This window comes from uncultured Nitratireductor sp., assembly GCF_913053745.1.
Taxonomy (GTDB): Bacteria; Pseudomonadota; Alphaproteobacteria; order Rhizobiales; family Rhizobiaceae; genus Nitratireductor.
Genome location: NZ_CAJXGF010000118.1, coordinates 1 through 14465, shown reverse-complemented (window position 1 = coordinate 14465; position 14465 = coordinate 1). Strand labels below are relative to the sequence as shown.

General features: G+C 62.7%; 13 protein-coding genes. 10 read left to right on the top strand and 3 right to left on the bottom strand.

Translation table 11 applies throughout. The features are described 5' to 3' along the window. From gyrB to QZ638_RS17255, 5 genes are all read left to right on the top strand, one after another. The coding region (gene gyrB / locus QZ638_RS17275) for a DNA topoisomerase (ATP-hydrolyzing) subunit B (protein ID WP_295813077.1) at positions 1 to 2351 on the top strand (2351 nt) is incomplete at its 5' end. 178 nt (positions 2352 to 2529) lie between these two features. Then, entirely contained in the window at positions 2530 to 3135 is a 606-nt protein-coding gene (locus QZ638_RS17270; RefSeq protein WP_295813076.1) for an ABATE domain-containing protein, read from the top strand. Further along, positions 3132 to 3614 (top strand): hypothetical protein, encoded by a 483-nt coding sequence (locus QZ638_RS17265; RefSeq protein WP_295813074.1) that lies wholly within the window; start codon positions 3132 to 3134, stop codon positions 3612 to 3614. The genes QZ638_RS17270 and QZ638_RS17265 overlap by 4 nt, the downstream gene beginning before the upstream one ends. 110 nt (positions 3615 to 3724) lie before the next feature. Then, complete coding sequence (locus QZ638_RS17260) at positions 3725 to 4084, top strand: hypothetical protein (RefSeq protein WP_295813072.1); 360 nt, start codon at positions 3725 to 3727, stop codon at positions 4082 to 4084. A 352-nt stretch (positions 4085 to 4436) separates the two neighbouring features. Continuing rightward, the gene (locus tag QZ638_RS17255; protein ID WP_295813070.1) at positions 4437 to 5240 is read left to right on the top strand and encodes an IclR family transcriptional regulator; all 804 of its coding nucleotides are present in this window, start codon (positions 4437 to 4439) and stop codon (positions 5238 to 5240) included. On the opposite strand, the gene QZ638_RS17250 is transcribed toward QZ638_RS17255, so the two are convergent. Genes QZ638_RS17250 through QZ638_RS17240 form a run of 3 tightly spaced genes read right to left on the bottom strand, consistent with a single transcriptional unit; the run spans position 5194 to position 8638 of the window. Continuing rightward, entirely contained in the window at positions 5194 to 6162 is a 969-nt protein-coding gene (locus QZ638_RS17250; RefSeq protein WP_295813069.1) for a DMT family transporter, read from the bottom strand. The genes QZ638_RS17255 and QZ638_RS17250 overlap by 47 nt on opposite strands. Further along, positions 6159 to 7859: an FAD-dependent oxidoreductase gene (locus QZ638_RS17245; protein ID WP_295813067.1), complete on the bottom strand. Its 1701-nt coding sequence runs from the start codon at positions 7857 to 7859 to the stop codon at positions 6159 to 6161. Before QZ638_RS17245 ends, QZ638_RS17250 begins: the two co-directional genes overlap by 4 nt. Positions 7860 to 7885: 26 nt before the next feature. Then, positions 7886 to 8638 (bottom strand): SDR family oxidoreductase, encoded by a 753-nt coding sequence (locus QZ638_RS17240; RefSeq protein ID WP_295813065.1) that lies wholly within the window; start codon positions 8636 to 8638, stop codon positions 7886 to 7888. Between the two features lie 166 nt (positions 8639 to 8804). On the opposite strand from QZ638_RS17240, the gene QZ638_RS17235 reads away from it, so the two are divergent. The 5 genes from QZ638_RS17235 to QZ638_RS17215 all read left to right on the top strand — a co-directional run. Then, on the top strand, positions 8805 to 9842 hold the full coding sequence (locus QZ638_RS17235; protein ID WP_295813064.1) for a TRAP transporter substrate-binding protein: 1038 nt from the start codon (positions 8805 to 8807) through the stop codon (positions 9840 to 9842). A gap of 114 nt (positions 9843 to 9956) precedes the next feature. Then, on the top strand, positions 9957 to 10526 hold the full coding sequence (locus QZ638_RS17230; protein WP_295813063.1) for a TRAP transporter small permease subunit: 570 nt from the start codon (positions 9957 to 9959) through the stop codon (positions 10524 to 10526). Next, on the top strand, positions 10523 to 11869 hold the full coding sequence (locus QZ638_RS17225; RefSeq protein ID WP_295813062.1) for a TRAP transporter large permease subunit: 1347 nt from the start codon (positions 10523 to 10525) through the stop codon (positions 11867 to 11869). The genes QZ638_RS17230 and QZ638_RS17225 overlap by 4 nt, the downstream gene beginning before the upstream one ends. Positions 11870 to 12163: 294 nt before the next feature. Further along, the gene (locus QZ638_RS17220) at positions 12164 to 13783 is read left to right on the top strand and encodes an ABC transporter substrate-binding protein (RefSeq protein WP_295813061.1); all 1620 of its coding nucleotides are present in this window, start codon (positions 12164 to 12166) and stop codon (positions 13781 to 13783) included. Between the two features lie 66 nt (positions 13784 to 13849). Then, positions 13850 to 14465, top strand: a 616-nt coding sequence (locus tag QZ638_RS17215) for an ABC transporter permease (RefSeq protein ID WP_295813059.1), incomplete at its 3' end; no start/stop codon positions are given.

Genomic DNA, 14465 nt, shown 5'->3' with positions numbered 1-14465 from the left:
CGGGCATGTATATCGGCGACACCGACGACGGCTCGGGCCTGCATCACATGGTCTATGAGGTGGTGGATAACGCCATCGACGAAGCCCTGGCCGGCCATGCCACGCTGGTGACGGTGTCGCTCAATCCCGACGGCTCGTGCACGGTGACGGACAATGGCCGTGGCATCCCGACGGATATGCACACCGAAGAAGGCGTCTCGGCGGCCGAGGTCATTATGACGCAGCTTCACGCCGGCGGTAAGTTCGACCAGAACTCCTACAAGGTGTCCGGCGGTCTGCACGGCGTGGGTGTTTCGGTGGTGAACGCGCTTTCCACCACGCTGAAGCTCAAGATCCGCCGCAAGGGCAAGATCCACGAGATGACGTTCACCCATGGTGTCGCCGATGCGCCGCTCGCCATTACGGGCGATGCGGGCGAGGAGACGGGTACGGAAGTGACCTTCCTGCCGTCGCCGGAAACCTTCACCATGACGGAGTTCGATTACGGCACGCTGGAGCATCGCCTGCGCGAGCTCGCCTTCCTGAATTCGGGTGTGCGTATTCTCCTGTCGGACAAGCGCCATGCCGACGAAAAGAAGCAGGAATTCCTTTTCGATGGCGGCATTGTCGAGTTCGTAAAGTATCTCGACCGCGCCAAGAAACCGCTCATCGACATGCCGATCTCCATCGGCGGCGAGAAGGACGGCATCACCGTGGAAGTGGCCATGTGGTGGAATGATTCCTACCACGAGAACGTGCTGTGCTTTACCAACAACATCCCGCAGCGGGATGGCGGTACGCATATGGCCGGTTTCCGCGGTGCGCTGACGCGCCAGGTCACCGGTTATGCCGAAAACTCGGGTCTGACCAAGAAGGAAAAGGTTTCGCTCACCGGCGACGATTGCCGCGAGGGTCTGACGGCGGTTCTCTCGGTGAAGGTGCCGGATCCGAAATTCTCCTCGCAGACGAAGGACAAGCTGGTTTCCTCCGAGGTGCGCCCGGTGGTGGAAAGCCTCGTCAACGAGGCGTTGGGCACCTGGTTCGAAGAACATCCCGCGGAAGCCAAGGCACTGATCGGCAAGGTGGTGGAAGCTGCCGCTGCGCGCGAGGCCGCGCGCAAGGCGCGCGAACTGACGCGGCGCAAGGGTGTGCTCGACATCACCTCGTTGCCGGGCAAGCTGGCAGACTGCCAGGAGCGCGATCCGGCCAAGTCCGAACTCTTCATCGTCGAGGGTGATTCCGCCGGCGGCTCGGCCAAGTCCGGCCGTTCGCGCAAGAACCAGGCGATCCTGCCGCTGCGCGGCAAGATCCTCAATGTCGAGCGCGCCCGCTTCGACCGCATGCTTTCGTCCGACATGATCGGCACGCTTATCACGGCACTGGGCACCGGCATCGGCAAGGACGAGTTCAACGCCGAGAAGCTGCGCTATCACAAGATCATCATCATGACGGACGCCGATGTCGACGGCGCCCACATCCGCACGCTGCTCCTGACCTTCTTCTTCCGGCAGATGCCGGATCTGATCGAGCGCGGGCACCTCTATATCGCTCAGCCGCCGCTCTACAAGGTAACGCGCGGCAAGTCGGTTCAGTACATCAAGGACGAGACGGCGTTCGAGGAATTTCTCATCGATTCCGGCCTCGAGGAAGCGACGCTCGAACTCTCCAACGGCGAAGTGCGCGGCGGGCAGGATCTGAAACAGGTCATCGACGACGCACGCAATGTGCGCACGCTGATCAACGGGCTGCACACGCGTTACGACCGGGCCGTCGTCGAACAGGCGGCCATTGCCGGGGCGCTCAACGCGGCCGTGCTGGCCGATCCGGGCCGTGCGGCGGAGGCTGCGAAGCACGTCGCCGAGCGGCTCGACATGATCGCCGACGACACGGAGCGCGGCTGGGAAGGCCGGGTGAACCCTTCCAATGAGGGGGCCGGCGGCTATCTTTTCGAACGCACCGTGCGCGGTGTGCGTGAGGTGGTGGTGCTCGACTCCGCACTGGTCGCCTCGGCCGATGCGCGGGCGATCGACCGCTACACCGCGCGCCTTCAGGAAATTTACACCAAATCGCCCGTGCTGCGCCGCAAGGACAAGACCGAAGTCATTTCCGGACCGATGGCATTGCTCGATCAGGTCTTCGCGACAGGCCGGAAGGGCCTCACCATGCAGCGTTACAAGGGCCTTGGCGAAATGAACGCCGAGCAGCTCTGGGAGACGACACTCGACCCGGATGCGCGTTCGCTGCTCCAGGTCAAGGTGACGGACGCAACTGACGCGGACTCGCTCTTCTCGCGCCTCATGGGCGACGAGGTGGAGCCGCGCCGCGAGTTCATCCAGGACAATGCGCTGTCGGTGGCCAATCTCGATATCTGATCGTCTTCAGGAAGGACGACAAACAGGGCGGCGCCGCGAAATCGGCGCCGTTCTTCGTTTGTGACGCTGCCGCCCGTGCGCCTGTCGTTGACTAACCGGTAAAATAGATTTAGCTGGTTAAAAGGAAGGGACGCGCGATGCCGAAACAACTGCATGGGCCGAAACACCCGCATGGCCGGTGCCGTTCTTTTTCGGCGGCCGGGCGTGCCTGGACTTCGTCAACACGGTGAACAGCCGGTCGCGACCGGCGACGAAGGATTATCTGCCCGACAGCGCGGCTCTGCTGGGGTGGTGCCGGCAGGTGCGCCTGTTCGATGCGCCGACGCTTGCACATCTGCGCGCACTGGCAAAGGCGGACACCCGCGCGGCCGAAGCGGCCCATGCAAAAGCGATCATCTTGCGAGAGGCGCTTTTCACCATTTTTCAGAGCGTGATCGACCTTCGCGATGCGCCGGACAATGCGCTCGATCTGCTGGCGGGGCTCGTGAGCGAAGCCCGTCGACACCAGCGGTTGAAGGCGGCCTCCGGCGGCTTCATCTGGCTCTGGAAGGAGGGACAGCTCGATCTGAGCGCTCCGCTTTACGCGGTGGCACTCTCCGCCGAAGCGTTGTTGACCGGCGAGGACCCGCGGCGATTGAAAGCATGCCCCGGTCCGGACGGGTGCGGGTGGCTTTTCCATGACGAGACAAAGAACGGCTCCCGCCGGTGGTGCAGCATGGACCATTGCGGCGGAATGGCGAAAGCGCGCCGGCACGCCGCCAGAATGAAGGAGAACCGACCGTGAAAACCATTTCCTTCAGAACCGTCATCGCTGCGGCCGTGGCGTTATGCACCGTTCTCTTCGCGGTCGGCTGGTTCACCCGAAACGATCCTTCCGACGACCCTTATGTGAAGATCCTGGGCGGGGGCTTCATGTTCAACTACCGCGAGGCTGAGGTCTTCTACGGTTTTACCGCCCATGTGGTGCGGCCGCTCGCCAGCGGATCGATCATCGAGGCGACGTTCGACAATCCGGCCGGCGGAGCGCCGCTTGTGGTTTCCGAGCGCGTGAGCACGATGACCGACCGCTACGCGCTGCGTACGCCGCCCGTCCGCGGGGTTGAGGCGAAGAAGCCATACCATGTGTCGATCCGGGTTTACGATCGGGAGAAAACCACGATGCTTTGGCAGACCGAGACGGATTTCACGAGCCAGGTTAGCGACAAGGTGGTTCCGGACAAACCGCTGACCGTCGGTCCCGGCTATCATCTCAACCCGGATTGAGCGACGCTCGCTTGAGCGGCAAATTCTTTTGAACCTTTCTCCAAATCACGACGACTGACGGATGCCGGGGTGCGAGAGCCCCCCATCCTGAAACCTGAACTGGAGAAAAAATGCCTTATTCTTTCATCCCCCGTCGCATCGCCGTGGCAACGGCTTCCTTGATCGTGTTGTCGGCGACCGGCCTGCCAAGCGCCGGCGTTGCCGGTCAGTTTGCACTCGCCCCGCAAATGGCCGGTCCGACGATGAACTGTTCGATACCCAACCATGTGGTCTGCACCATCAACAGCGCCAAGGGCCTCAAACTGGTGAAGATCACCGCCAACACGCCCCAGGGCAGTGTGAACCTCGTCGACAAGTCCTACAATGGCTGCCCCAAGCAGGTGAAGGTCGCCTGGGACTCGGCTTATCAAATGGCCGGCAAGCAGATCGTCGAATGTAGCGGCGGCGGCTTCAAGCTGAAGGCGCGCTGAGCCGCCGATTTCGAGCCATCCCCGCCAAGCGCACGCGCTGCGCCATGAAAGGCGGATAAGGACGGTCGAGGCCATCGACGCGCGCCACGCTCCTTCCTTACCGCGACCGCTTTCGGACGATGCCGCCGGGTACGGGTGGGCGGGGCAGCCCGCATAGCGGCGTCCAGGGCGGGATCCTCCGTTTCGGCGGCGGATCCCGCCCGTACGACGTGGCCGTGCCGGTGGAGAAAATTCGACACTCGCCACTGCTGCGGTGGAGCTGGCAAGGCAATATCGCTCAAGAAGGGAGACACGAGGGGTGAGCGACAATAACATTCCCGGAAAGAACAAGACGATTCGGAGGGACGTATTGGTGAGCGAAAAGGAAGCAACCAGGCCGCGCACGCCACGAGGCGTTCAATCGATCGAGACAGGTGGCGCGATCTTGCGCGCGCTGGCGCGCGCAGGCGGACCGCTCAAGCTGCGGGATCTGGCCGAGACACTCGACATGGTGGCGGCGCAGCTTCATCCCTACCTGGTCAGCTTCCGCAACATCAACATGGTGGAGCAAACCGAGACGGGGCAATATCAGCTCGGCCCGTTCGCCCTGCATCTCGGCCTCACGCGCCTACGCAACCAGAACGCTTATCGCGAAACCATTCGCCGGGTGCCCGAACTGGCCGAGGAACTCGGCCTGATGGTCACCATCAGCGTCTGGGGCCTGCACGGGCCCACCATCGTCTATCTCCAGGAATCGGAAGCGCGGATTCATTCCAACGTGGCGGTCGGCGGCACCTTCATGGTGACGATGACGGCGACCGGCAAGGCGTTCGCCGCCTACCTGCCGGCGAAAATGACCGAACCGCTTGTGCGGGCGGAACTGGATGGCCAGGCGCCATCGCTCTACGCGATACCCGGTGTCAGCGAAGAAACGTTTCGCAGCGAGGTGGCCATGGTGCAGAAGCAGGGCTATTCGGTCACGCGGGACGCGCCAATCCCCGGTGTCAGCGCCGTGGCCGCACCGGTGTTCGACCACACAGGCACGGTGCAGCTTGTCGTCACGGTGATCGGCCCGAGCAATTTCATCGACCTGTCCGAAGACGGCGCCTGCGTTGCACGGCTGATGGCGTTTACCGGGGCGCTGTCGCGCGATCTCGGCCAGAGCGAAGACGCCTGACCACGCGCGACAGGATGTCCAGAGACAGGACGAGCCCGGCCGTGGCGACGGCCACGCCCAGCATCTGCAATCCGTTTGGCCATTGACCGGCTATGGGAACCGCAAGCAGGACGGCCAGCGGCGGCACCAGTGCCGGAAACAGACCGGCAAGGCCGGGTCCGACCAGGGAGATTGCCGCCGTGAAGGCGACGATTGCCAGGCAGCCGCCGAGCACCCCCTGATAAAAGGCCTGCTCGATCCATTGCCAGGAGGAAAGTGTGGCCGTCGGTTCGAAGAACAGCAAATAGACGGGCAGGAATGCGACCGTCGTCATCAAGGAAACGGCGCCGGTCGTCTCAACCGCGGGCAGCCGCCAGCGTCCGAGCAGATAGGTGAACACGCCCCACAGCGTTCCCGAGCCGACGAAGCATAAATCGCCGAGCAGGGCGTTCGCATCGGCGGCTGCGGAGGCCGGACGATCGGCGGCGATGCATACGAGGCCGAACACGAGAACGACCATGCCGAGCTTGCGATGCATGGGCAGGCGTTGCCCGTCAAGCAGAGCCGGCAGGGCGTTTGCCACCAGCATCGTCATGCCCGGCGAGATGACGACCGCATGTGCAAGCGGCGCAAGCCCGTAGCCGGTGTTGAACAGGAAGGCGAAGGGCGGGCCGATGGCGAGGCTGAGCAGGATGACGCGCCGAAACGTCAGCCCGGCGGGAAGTCTGTTCCAGCGGTGGATAAGAAATGGCGCCAGCATTGCCGCAGCCACCGCATAGCGCAGTATGGCGAGATCGGCGCTTGTGAAGCCGTCGGTGCGACCGATCCCCACGCCGATATTGTAAACGGCCCACATCAGGGCCGCCGCCAGCCCGACAAGAACGCCCTTGGCGAGCCGGGCCTTCGGGGGCGCCGCTTCCGAGCCGGATGCCGATGCGATCACGAATTGGCGCCGGACATGTGGCGTGCGGCGATGTAGCCGAACGTGATCGCCGGGCCGAGCGTGATACCGCCACCGGGATAGTTGCCGCCCATAATGGACGCGGCGTCGTTGCCGGCTGCATAGAGACCCTGGATCGGCTTGCCGGCTTCGTCGAGAACGCGTGCATTCTCGTCGCATTTCAGCCCGGCAAAGGTGCCAAGGTCGCCGACGACCAGCTTGATGGCATAGAACGGACCTTCATCCACCGGAGCCACACAGGGGTTCGGCCCGTGTTCGGGATCGCCCAGCGACCGGTTGTAGGAGGTCGAACCTTTGTGGAACTCGGGATCATCACCCTTTCTTGCGTGCTCGTTGAAACGAGCGACGGTGCGCTCAAATGTGTCGGCATTCACGCCGATCCTGACGGCCAGCTCGGCCAGCGTGCGGCCTTCGGCGAGATAGCCCGAACGGATGTGCCGGCGAAATGGAACGGGTGCGGGTTTGACGTAACCCAGACCGTATTTGCGCAGAGTTTTATGATCGGCAATGAAGAAGGCGCAGATCTCCCCGCCCTCCTTCCGACAGGTCTCGACCATGGCCTGGCAGAAATCGTGATAGGAATTCGCCTCGTTGACGAAGCGTTTGCCCGAGCGGGTGACGGCGATGACGCCCGGCTTGGAGCGGTCGACGAAATGCGGGAAGACGCCGAGTGTCCCGTCGCCGCGGGGCGGGCGCGAAACGGGAACCCAGGCGGCCGCATTGGGCAAGGTATCGTCGACGCGCGCGCCGGCAGCCTCGCCCAGCCTCAACCCATCACCGGTGTTTCCGGGCGGTGCGGGAGATGCATGCTCATAACCGGCCGGCGCGTGCGGAAAGAGCGCCTTGCGGCGAACGGGATCCTGCGGGAAGCCGCCGGCGGCCAGCACAACGCCCCTGCGGGCGTAAACCTCCACGGCACCTTCCCTGGTGTCGACGATGGCGCCGGTCACCCGACCCTTTTCGTCGCGCAGAAGCCTGCGCACCGGCGCATCGGTCCAGATCGGTACGTTCTTGTCGAAACAGGAACGGGCGAGACGGGCCACCAGCGCATTGCCGTTCATGAGGCGCATCGGCCGTCCGTGAAAGGCCATGTCACGAAGGAATTTCAGGAACAGTTTGCCGACATAGAAGGCGGAGACGGGCGACCGGGTGACATTGAAGAAATGGAGCAGTTCCTTGCCGGATCCGATCATCATGCCGAGAAAGGTGATTTCGGACAGCGGCGGCCGCAGCCGGCGGATTTCGCTTTTAAGTTCGCGGCCGTCGAACGGGCGGGCGACGATGGAACGGCCACCCGGCATTCCGCCTGGCGCGTCGGGATGGTAGTCGGCGAAAGTCGGGCCGAGGTCGAATTTCAGCGCCGTCTTCTCCTCGAAGAACTCCACGGCTTTCGGACCCGCATCGAGAAATGCGTCGACGCGTGCGGCATCGAAATGTTCGCCGGCTTCATGTTCCAGATAGGTGCGGGCCTTTTCGGCGCTGTCTTCCACGCCAGCCCGCCTGGCGGGGCCGTTGCAGGGGATCCACATCCAGCCACCGGAGCGCGCCGTCGTGCCACCGAAGACGGTCTCTTTCTCGACGACGAGCACATCGAGATTGCGGTGGGCTGCCGATACCGCGCTCGACAGGCCGCCGGCGCCCGATCCCACCACCAGAACGTCGCAAGTATGTTTCTTCATTGCGGATAATCCCAAATCCCAGAAAATCACGCGGCGAGATAGCCGCCATCGACCGGCAGGATGGCGCCGGTCACGTAGCTCGACATGCTTGAGGCAAGAAACAGAACGGGGCCGACCAGCTCCTCCGGCTTGCCTGTCCTGCCCAGCGGCGTGTGCGCCATAAAGCGACCGATGGCCGCGTCGTTGTCGCGCGTGGTGCGGGTCATCGGCGTGTCGATGACACCGGGGGCGATTGCGTTGACGCGGATGCCGTGCGGCGCCAGTTCGTGCGCCAGCGCCTTGGTGAACTGCGCCACCGCGCCCTTGCTCGCGACATAGGCGGGGATGCCGGGCCCGGCGATCTGCGACATGATCGAGGCGAGGTTGACGATCCGCCCCTGCGTCTTCTCAAGCTGCGGAAGGAAGGCCCGCACCATGTTCTTGGTGCCGTGGACATTGACCTGAAAGGTCGCATCCCAATGATCGTCGAATGCGGGATCGTCGAGCCCGTGACGGCGGATGATGCCGGCATTGTTGACGAGAATGGCTGTTTCGCCGCGTTCTTCGCCGACGCGGGTCGCGAAGGCGCGGCAGGCGGCCGAATCAGTCACATCGACGGTTTGCGCCAGCGCTTCCGCGCCTTCCGCCTGGATCATCGCCGCCGTTTCCGCGACCATGTCGCCGTTCACATCGCACAGCGCAAGGCGGGCGCCGGCCCGCGCGAGGCCGAGGGCGATGGCCCGGCCGTTTCCTTGTCCCGCGCCCGTCACCACCGCGACGGATCCTGCGATGTCGATCATGCCTCGCTCCCAGAAATTAGGCCATTGCTAATTCGTTTGATTATAATTAATATTCGAAATGAGCAAGACGGTCGATCAAGTTTTCTGCCGCACTTGCCCATGCTGGCGCCGTGCGGTGCCGGGAGGACGAATTGCGCCCGCACAGGGCGCCATCAGGGAGGACCTTATGAAGAAAAGGCTCGTCGCCGCGGCGCTCGCGGCATCCATGCTATCCACCAGCGCTCCGGCCTTTGGCGAAAGTTTCGACCTGCAAAGCGTCTTCGGCTTGCAGGTGCCCTCCATCGGACCGAGCCCGGTCAAATGGGCGGAACGGGTGAAATTGATGACCGGCGGCGCCGTTGAGATCAATGTCCATGGCGCCGGCGATTTCGTGCCGCCCTTCGAAGTGTTCGGAGCGGTCTCTTCGGGTGCGATACCTATGGGCTTCGACTGGATCGGCTATTGGGCAGAGAGCATTCCGGTGGCCAATCTGATTGGATCCATGCCGTTCGGACCGAGCCCCGACGTGGCGCTTGCCTGGATGTTCGAGGGCGGCGGTCTGGAGATCATTCAGAAGGCCTACGATCCCCATGGCGTGAAGGTCATCCCCTGCCATCTGGTCGTGCCGGAAGCCGGCGGCTGGTTCAACAAAGAGATCGAGACGGTCGAGGATTTCAAGGGCCTCAACATGCGCATCGCAGGCCTCGGCGGCAAGACGCTGGCCAAGCTCGGCGCCAACACGCAGCTCGTGCCGGCCGGTGAAATCTTCGTTTCGCTGGAGACGGGGCGGATCGATGCAACAGAGTTCTCCGCGCCGCAGCTCGATCTCGGCTTCGGCTTCCAGAAGGTTGTGAAGAACTATTACTTCCCGGGCTGGCATCAGCCGTCGAGCTGGGATTCTATCATTATCAACATGGATGTCTGGAACGGTTTCGACGAAGCCACCCAGCAGATCATGGTCGAGGCCTGCAAGGCCAACATCGCCTACAATCTGGGCGACCAGCTCAATGCCCAGGCCGAAGCGATCGCAACGATCCGCGAAGCGGGTGTCGAGGTGCGCCGCTTCCCGGACGAAGTGTTGACGGCAATCCGCGCCGAGGCGGAAACCGTGCTTCAGGAAGAGGCCGAAAAAGATCCGATCTTCAAGGAAGCCTATGAATCGCTGACCGCCTATATGGACCGCGTCGGCGAGTGGGAGCGGCTGCAGGCTATCCCCCACAAATAAGGGCGATAACCCCAGGGGCTCGGGGTTTACGCGGCGCGTTCCGGTCGATATGGGCCGGAACGCGTCTTCGTCCTTTGAAGCACGGCGCGAAAGAAGATCCACGAAAGTGCGCTCATGATCCGTTTCCTCCAGAGGCTCCAGGCCTTGTGCACATGGCCCGGCCGTGTTGTCGGCTGGCTTATCGTGCCGCTTATCCTGAGCGTGTGCCTTGCGGTGCTTGCGGCGCAGATCGGCGTCAACATGCTCGCCGAATGGAGCGATCCGGTGCCGCTGTTCGGCAAGGCGCTTACAGTCAACACGCTGCTCGACCTGCAATGGCATATCTTCGCGCTGATCGTGCTGTTCGGCGGCGTCTATGCGTTTCGCGACAACAATCACGTGGCCGTGGATGTTTTCGCGTCCGGTCTGCCCGTGCGGGTTCGACTCGCCATCCGAATCTTCGGCGATCTGGTCTTTCTCCTGCCCTTCTGCGCGATCATCGCCTGGTACGGCTACGGCTTCGCCGAAAAGGCATGGGTTTCCGGCGAAGGCTCCACCTATGGCGGGCTTCTCGACCGCTGGGCAATCAAGGCAACCATCCCTGCCGCATTCTCGCTTCTCGGCCTTTGCGCCCTCCTGCGCGCCGTTTCCACGGCGCTCGAGCTAGCAGGCTTTTCCTCCAAGACCGACGGCAAACCGCAATGACCGACGCCTATTTCTGGCCCATTCTCATGCTGATCGGTCTGATGGCCGGCATTTTCACCGGCTATCCCGTCGCATTCGTTCTGGCCGGCGTGGGGCTGATCTTCGCCTTTCTGGGCGACGTCCCGATGCTGTTCCTGTCGCTCGGCGTCTCGCGCATCTATTCGGGCATTCTTACCAACTGGTTGCTGATCGCCATTCCGCTTTTCGTTTTCATGGGATTGATGCTGGAGCGCTCCGGTGTCGCCCAGAGGCTTCTGCGGTCGCTCGCATCGGTGTTTCGCGGGGTGCCGGGCGGTTACGCTTTCGCCGTCGCCGTTATCGGCGTGGTGATGGCCGCGTCCACCGGCATTATCGGGGCGTCTGTGGTGCTGATGGGCATGATGGCACTGCCGACGATGCTCAAGAACGGCTACGACGCGAAGATCTCCACAGGCCTGATCGCGTCCAGCGGGACGCTCGGCATTCTGATTCCGCCGAGCATCATGCTGATCGTGCTCGGCGACCAGATGCGCGTCTCCGTCGGCGATCTGTTCATGGGCGCCGTCGGTCCGGGCCTGCTTCTCGGCGGGCTTTATCTTGCCTATCTGATCGTCATCGCCGTTTTTCAGCCCAAACGCATGCCGGCGGCAGAACCAGAGAACGGCGGGGAGCCCTTCTGGCGGGTGGCGCTCTCCCTGACCCGCGATCTGCTTGCCCCGGTGGCGCTCATCGCAGCGGTTCTCGGAACAATCGTCACCGGTATCGCGACACCAACGGAATCGGCGGCCATCGGCGCCGCTGGAGCGATGCTCCTGGCGCTGGTGTCCGGCAATCTCACTCTCTCGATCTTCGCCGATGCGCTGCGCGACACGACAAAGACGACGGCGATGATCATTTTCGTGATGATCGGCGCCACCATTTTCAGCGTTATCTTCCGCAAGCTGGGCGGCGATCAGATGATCGTCGACGCGTTCGCGCTTCATGGCGACAACCCCTACGCGGTCCTTCTGACGATCATGCTTCTGGTGTTCGTGCTCGGCTTCTTCCTGGAATGGGTGGAGATCACGCTCGTTGTGGTGCCGATCGTGGCGCCCATCGTTGCCGGCCTCGATTTCGGACTGACGTCCGAGCAGACGCTGATCTGGTTCGCCATCGCCTTGTCGGTCAACCTTCAGACGTCGTTCCTGACGCCACCGTTTGGCTACGCACTGTTCTATCTGCGCGGTATCGCGCCGGAAGGCGTGTCGATCTCGACCATCTATCGCGGCATCATTCCTTTCGTGATCCTTCAACTCGCCGCGCTGACCATGGTCATCCTGTGGCCTCAGATCACGTTGTGGCTTCCGACCTATCTGGCGAAATAACCGCCACCGGCATCGTCAATTGCCGAAAACCGGGTTTGCATCGTGTCGGAATCCCCGCATTGCAGGGGTTCCGTCAGACGTTTCCTAAGCGGCGGCGTATCTCCCTTGTAAAACGCGCTGGTTCGGGTACGGTCCCGAAGCTTGATGCTTAAACAAAACAAGAGGTGTGGGGTGCGTCGTCTCACCGACGGCAACCATCATGCTCGGTAACATAACAACGTTGCCGCTTCCATGCGCGGCTCCGAACCGGGGACTGTCACGATCAACTGAAGCAACACCAGGAGGAGAGCGGTGATGCAGCAGAGAATTCCAAATGTTTTGAAATCGTCGCTACGATGGACGGGGCTGGCCGTAGCCGGCCTTTGCCTGTCCCTGGCGGCAGCACAGCCGACAAGCGCGAAGACGTTGCGCTTCGCTTTTCAGGGCACGTTGAACGCCCTCGATCCCTATTCGCTCAACGAAACCTTCACGCTCGGCATGCTGGGCAATGTGTATGAAGGACTGACGCGCCGCGACAAGGATCTGAGCATCGTTCCCGGACTTGCCGAGAGCTGGGAGACGGTCGACCCGTTGCACTGGCGCTTTCATCTGCGCGAGGGCGTCAAGTTTGCCAACGGTAACGATTTCACAGCCGACGACGTGATTTTCTCGGCCGAGCGTCTGCTGGCCGAGGGGTCGGACCTTAAAACCCGCATCCCGGCCGATTCGGTGTGGAAGAAGATCGACGACCACACGGTCGAGGTGGAGTTGAAATCGCCGAATCCGATTCTGCATTACGAGTGGGATACCTGGTACATCATGGACAAGGAATGGGCCGAGGCGGAAGGCGCCGTCGACCCCATTTCCGCCCGCGATACCAATCCCGGCCCGGCGGCTTTCAAAGCCAACGGCACCGGTCCCTTCGTGATCGAAAGCCATGAGCCGGGTGTCAGAACGGTCTTCAAGCCCAATCCGAACTGGTGGGGCACCCCGGAGCACAATCTGACAGAAGTGATCTTCACTCCGATCGCAGCCGACGGCACACGCGTGGCCGCACTTCTGGCCGGCGATGTCGACCTGATCGACCCGGTTCCCGTGCAGGACATTCCCCGGGTCAATTCCAACGCCGATACCGAGGCGTTGACGGGACCTGAATTGCGCGTCATCCATCTGGGCTTCAATCAGATCCGCGACGAGCTGCCCACCTCCGACGTCAAGGGCAAGAACCCGTTCCGCGACCCCAATGTGCGCAAGGCCGTCTACCAGGCCATCGACATCGAGGCGATCAAGGACCGCATCATGCGCGGCCTGTCGACGCCGGTCCCGCTTCTGATCGCCAACGAACTCTTCGAAGGTTCGGGCGACTTTCAGCGCTGGCCCTACGATCCCGACGCCGCCAAGCAATTGCTCGCCGACGCCGGCTATCCGGAGGGCTTCACCGTCGGCATGGACTGCCCCAACGACCGCTACGTCAATGACGAGGCGATCTGCCAGGCCGTCGTCTCGATGCTGGCGCGCATCGGCATAACCGTGGATCTCAACGCCCAGCCCAAGGCGCAGTATTTCGCCAAGGTTCTGGCGCCGGGCGGCTACGATACCGACTTCTACCTGCTCGGCTGGACGCCCAGTTCCTTCGATTCGTGGAACATCCTCACCAATCTGGCTGGCTGCCGCGACGAAACCGGCGCCGGCGGGCCGTTCAACCTCGGCGGCTACTGCAATGAAGAGGTCGATGCGCTGGCCGAACAGATCGTCGTCGAGACCGATCCGGCGAAACGGGATGAACTCATTCATCAGGCTTATACGATCCTGACGGAAGAGACTTCGCACATCCCGCTTCATCAGCAGTCGCTCGTGTGGGGCAAGCGCACGAACATCGACATCGTTCAGCGGCCCGACAACCAGGTCCTGTTCTACTGGGCGAAGGTGAACTGACGCGAAGACACGCCGCAGCCCGCGCCCGCCGCGGGCTGCTCCTTTCACGTCCCGATCGCTGGTTTCATGCTTGCATTCGCCATAAAACGGTTTGTCCAGGCGCTCGGCGTCATGCTGGTCGTCGCGCTAATCTCCTTCATGATGTTTCGCTTCGTCGGCGATCCGGTGAATCAGCTCGTCGGTGTCGACACGCCGCCGGCGGAACGGGCCGCGCTGCGTGAGGCGCTGGGGCTCAACGACCCGGTGCTGCTGCAGTTCGGCCGTTTCGTCGTCAAGGCCGCGCAACTCGACTTCGGCATCTCCTACCAGTTCAAGCAACCGGTCGCCTCGCTGATCGCGGCACGGTTGCCGGCAACGCTGGAATTGTCGCTGGTTTCGGCGCTGTTCGCGCTGATGGTCGGCGTGCCGATGGGGGTCTATACCGGGCTTCATCGAAACACCTGGCTTGCCCGCGGCTTCCTTGCCGTCAGCCTCATCGGCGTATCGCTGCCGACATTCCTCATCGGCATCCTGCTGATCTTCGTGGTATCCGTGCATCTGGGCTGGCTACCCTCGTTCGGCCGTGGCGACACGGTGGACCTGTGGGGAGTCTGGAACACGGGGCTTCTCACCAAGTCCGGTCTGCAATCGCTGATCCTGCCGTCGATCACACTCGGGCTGTTCCAGATGACGCTGATCATGC

Excerpts from the sequence above, each read along its gene's own strand:
- QZ638_RS17240 (WP_295813065.1), bottom strand. The coding sequence starts at position 8,638 with ATGATCGACATCGCAGGATCCGTCGCGGTGGTGACGGGCGCGGGACAA.
- QZ638_RS17230 (WP_295813063.1), top strand. The coding sequence starts at position 9,957 with ATGATCCGTTTCCTCCAGAGGCTCCAGGCCTTGTGCACATGGCCCGGC.
- QZ638_RS17245 (WP_295813067.1), bottom strand. The coding sequence starts at position 7,859 with ATGAAGAAACATACTTGCGACGTTCTGGTGGTGGGATCGGGCGCCGGC.
- QZ638_RS17235 (WP_295813064.1), top strand. The coding sequence starts at position 8,805 with ATGAAGAAAAGGCTCGTCGCCGCGGCGCTCGCGGCATCCATGCTATCC.
- QZ638_RS17260 (WP_295813072.1), top strand. The coding sequence starts at position 3,725 with ATGCCTTATTCTTTCATCCCCCGTCGCATCGCCGTGGCAACGGCTTCC.
- QZ638_RS17220 (WP_295813061.1), top strand. The coding sequence starts at position 12,164 with ATGCAGCAGAGAATTCCAAATGTTTTGAAATCGTCGCTACGATGGACG.
- QZ638_RS17225 (WP_295813062.1), top strand. The coding sequence starts at position 10,523 with ATGACCGACGCCTATTTCTGGCCCATTCTCATGCTGATCGGTCTGATG.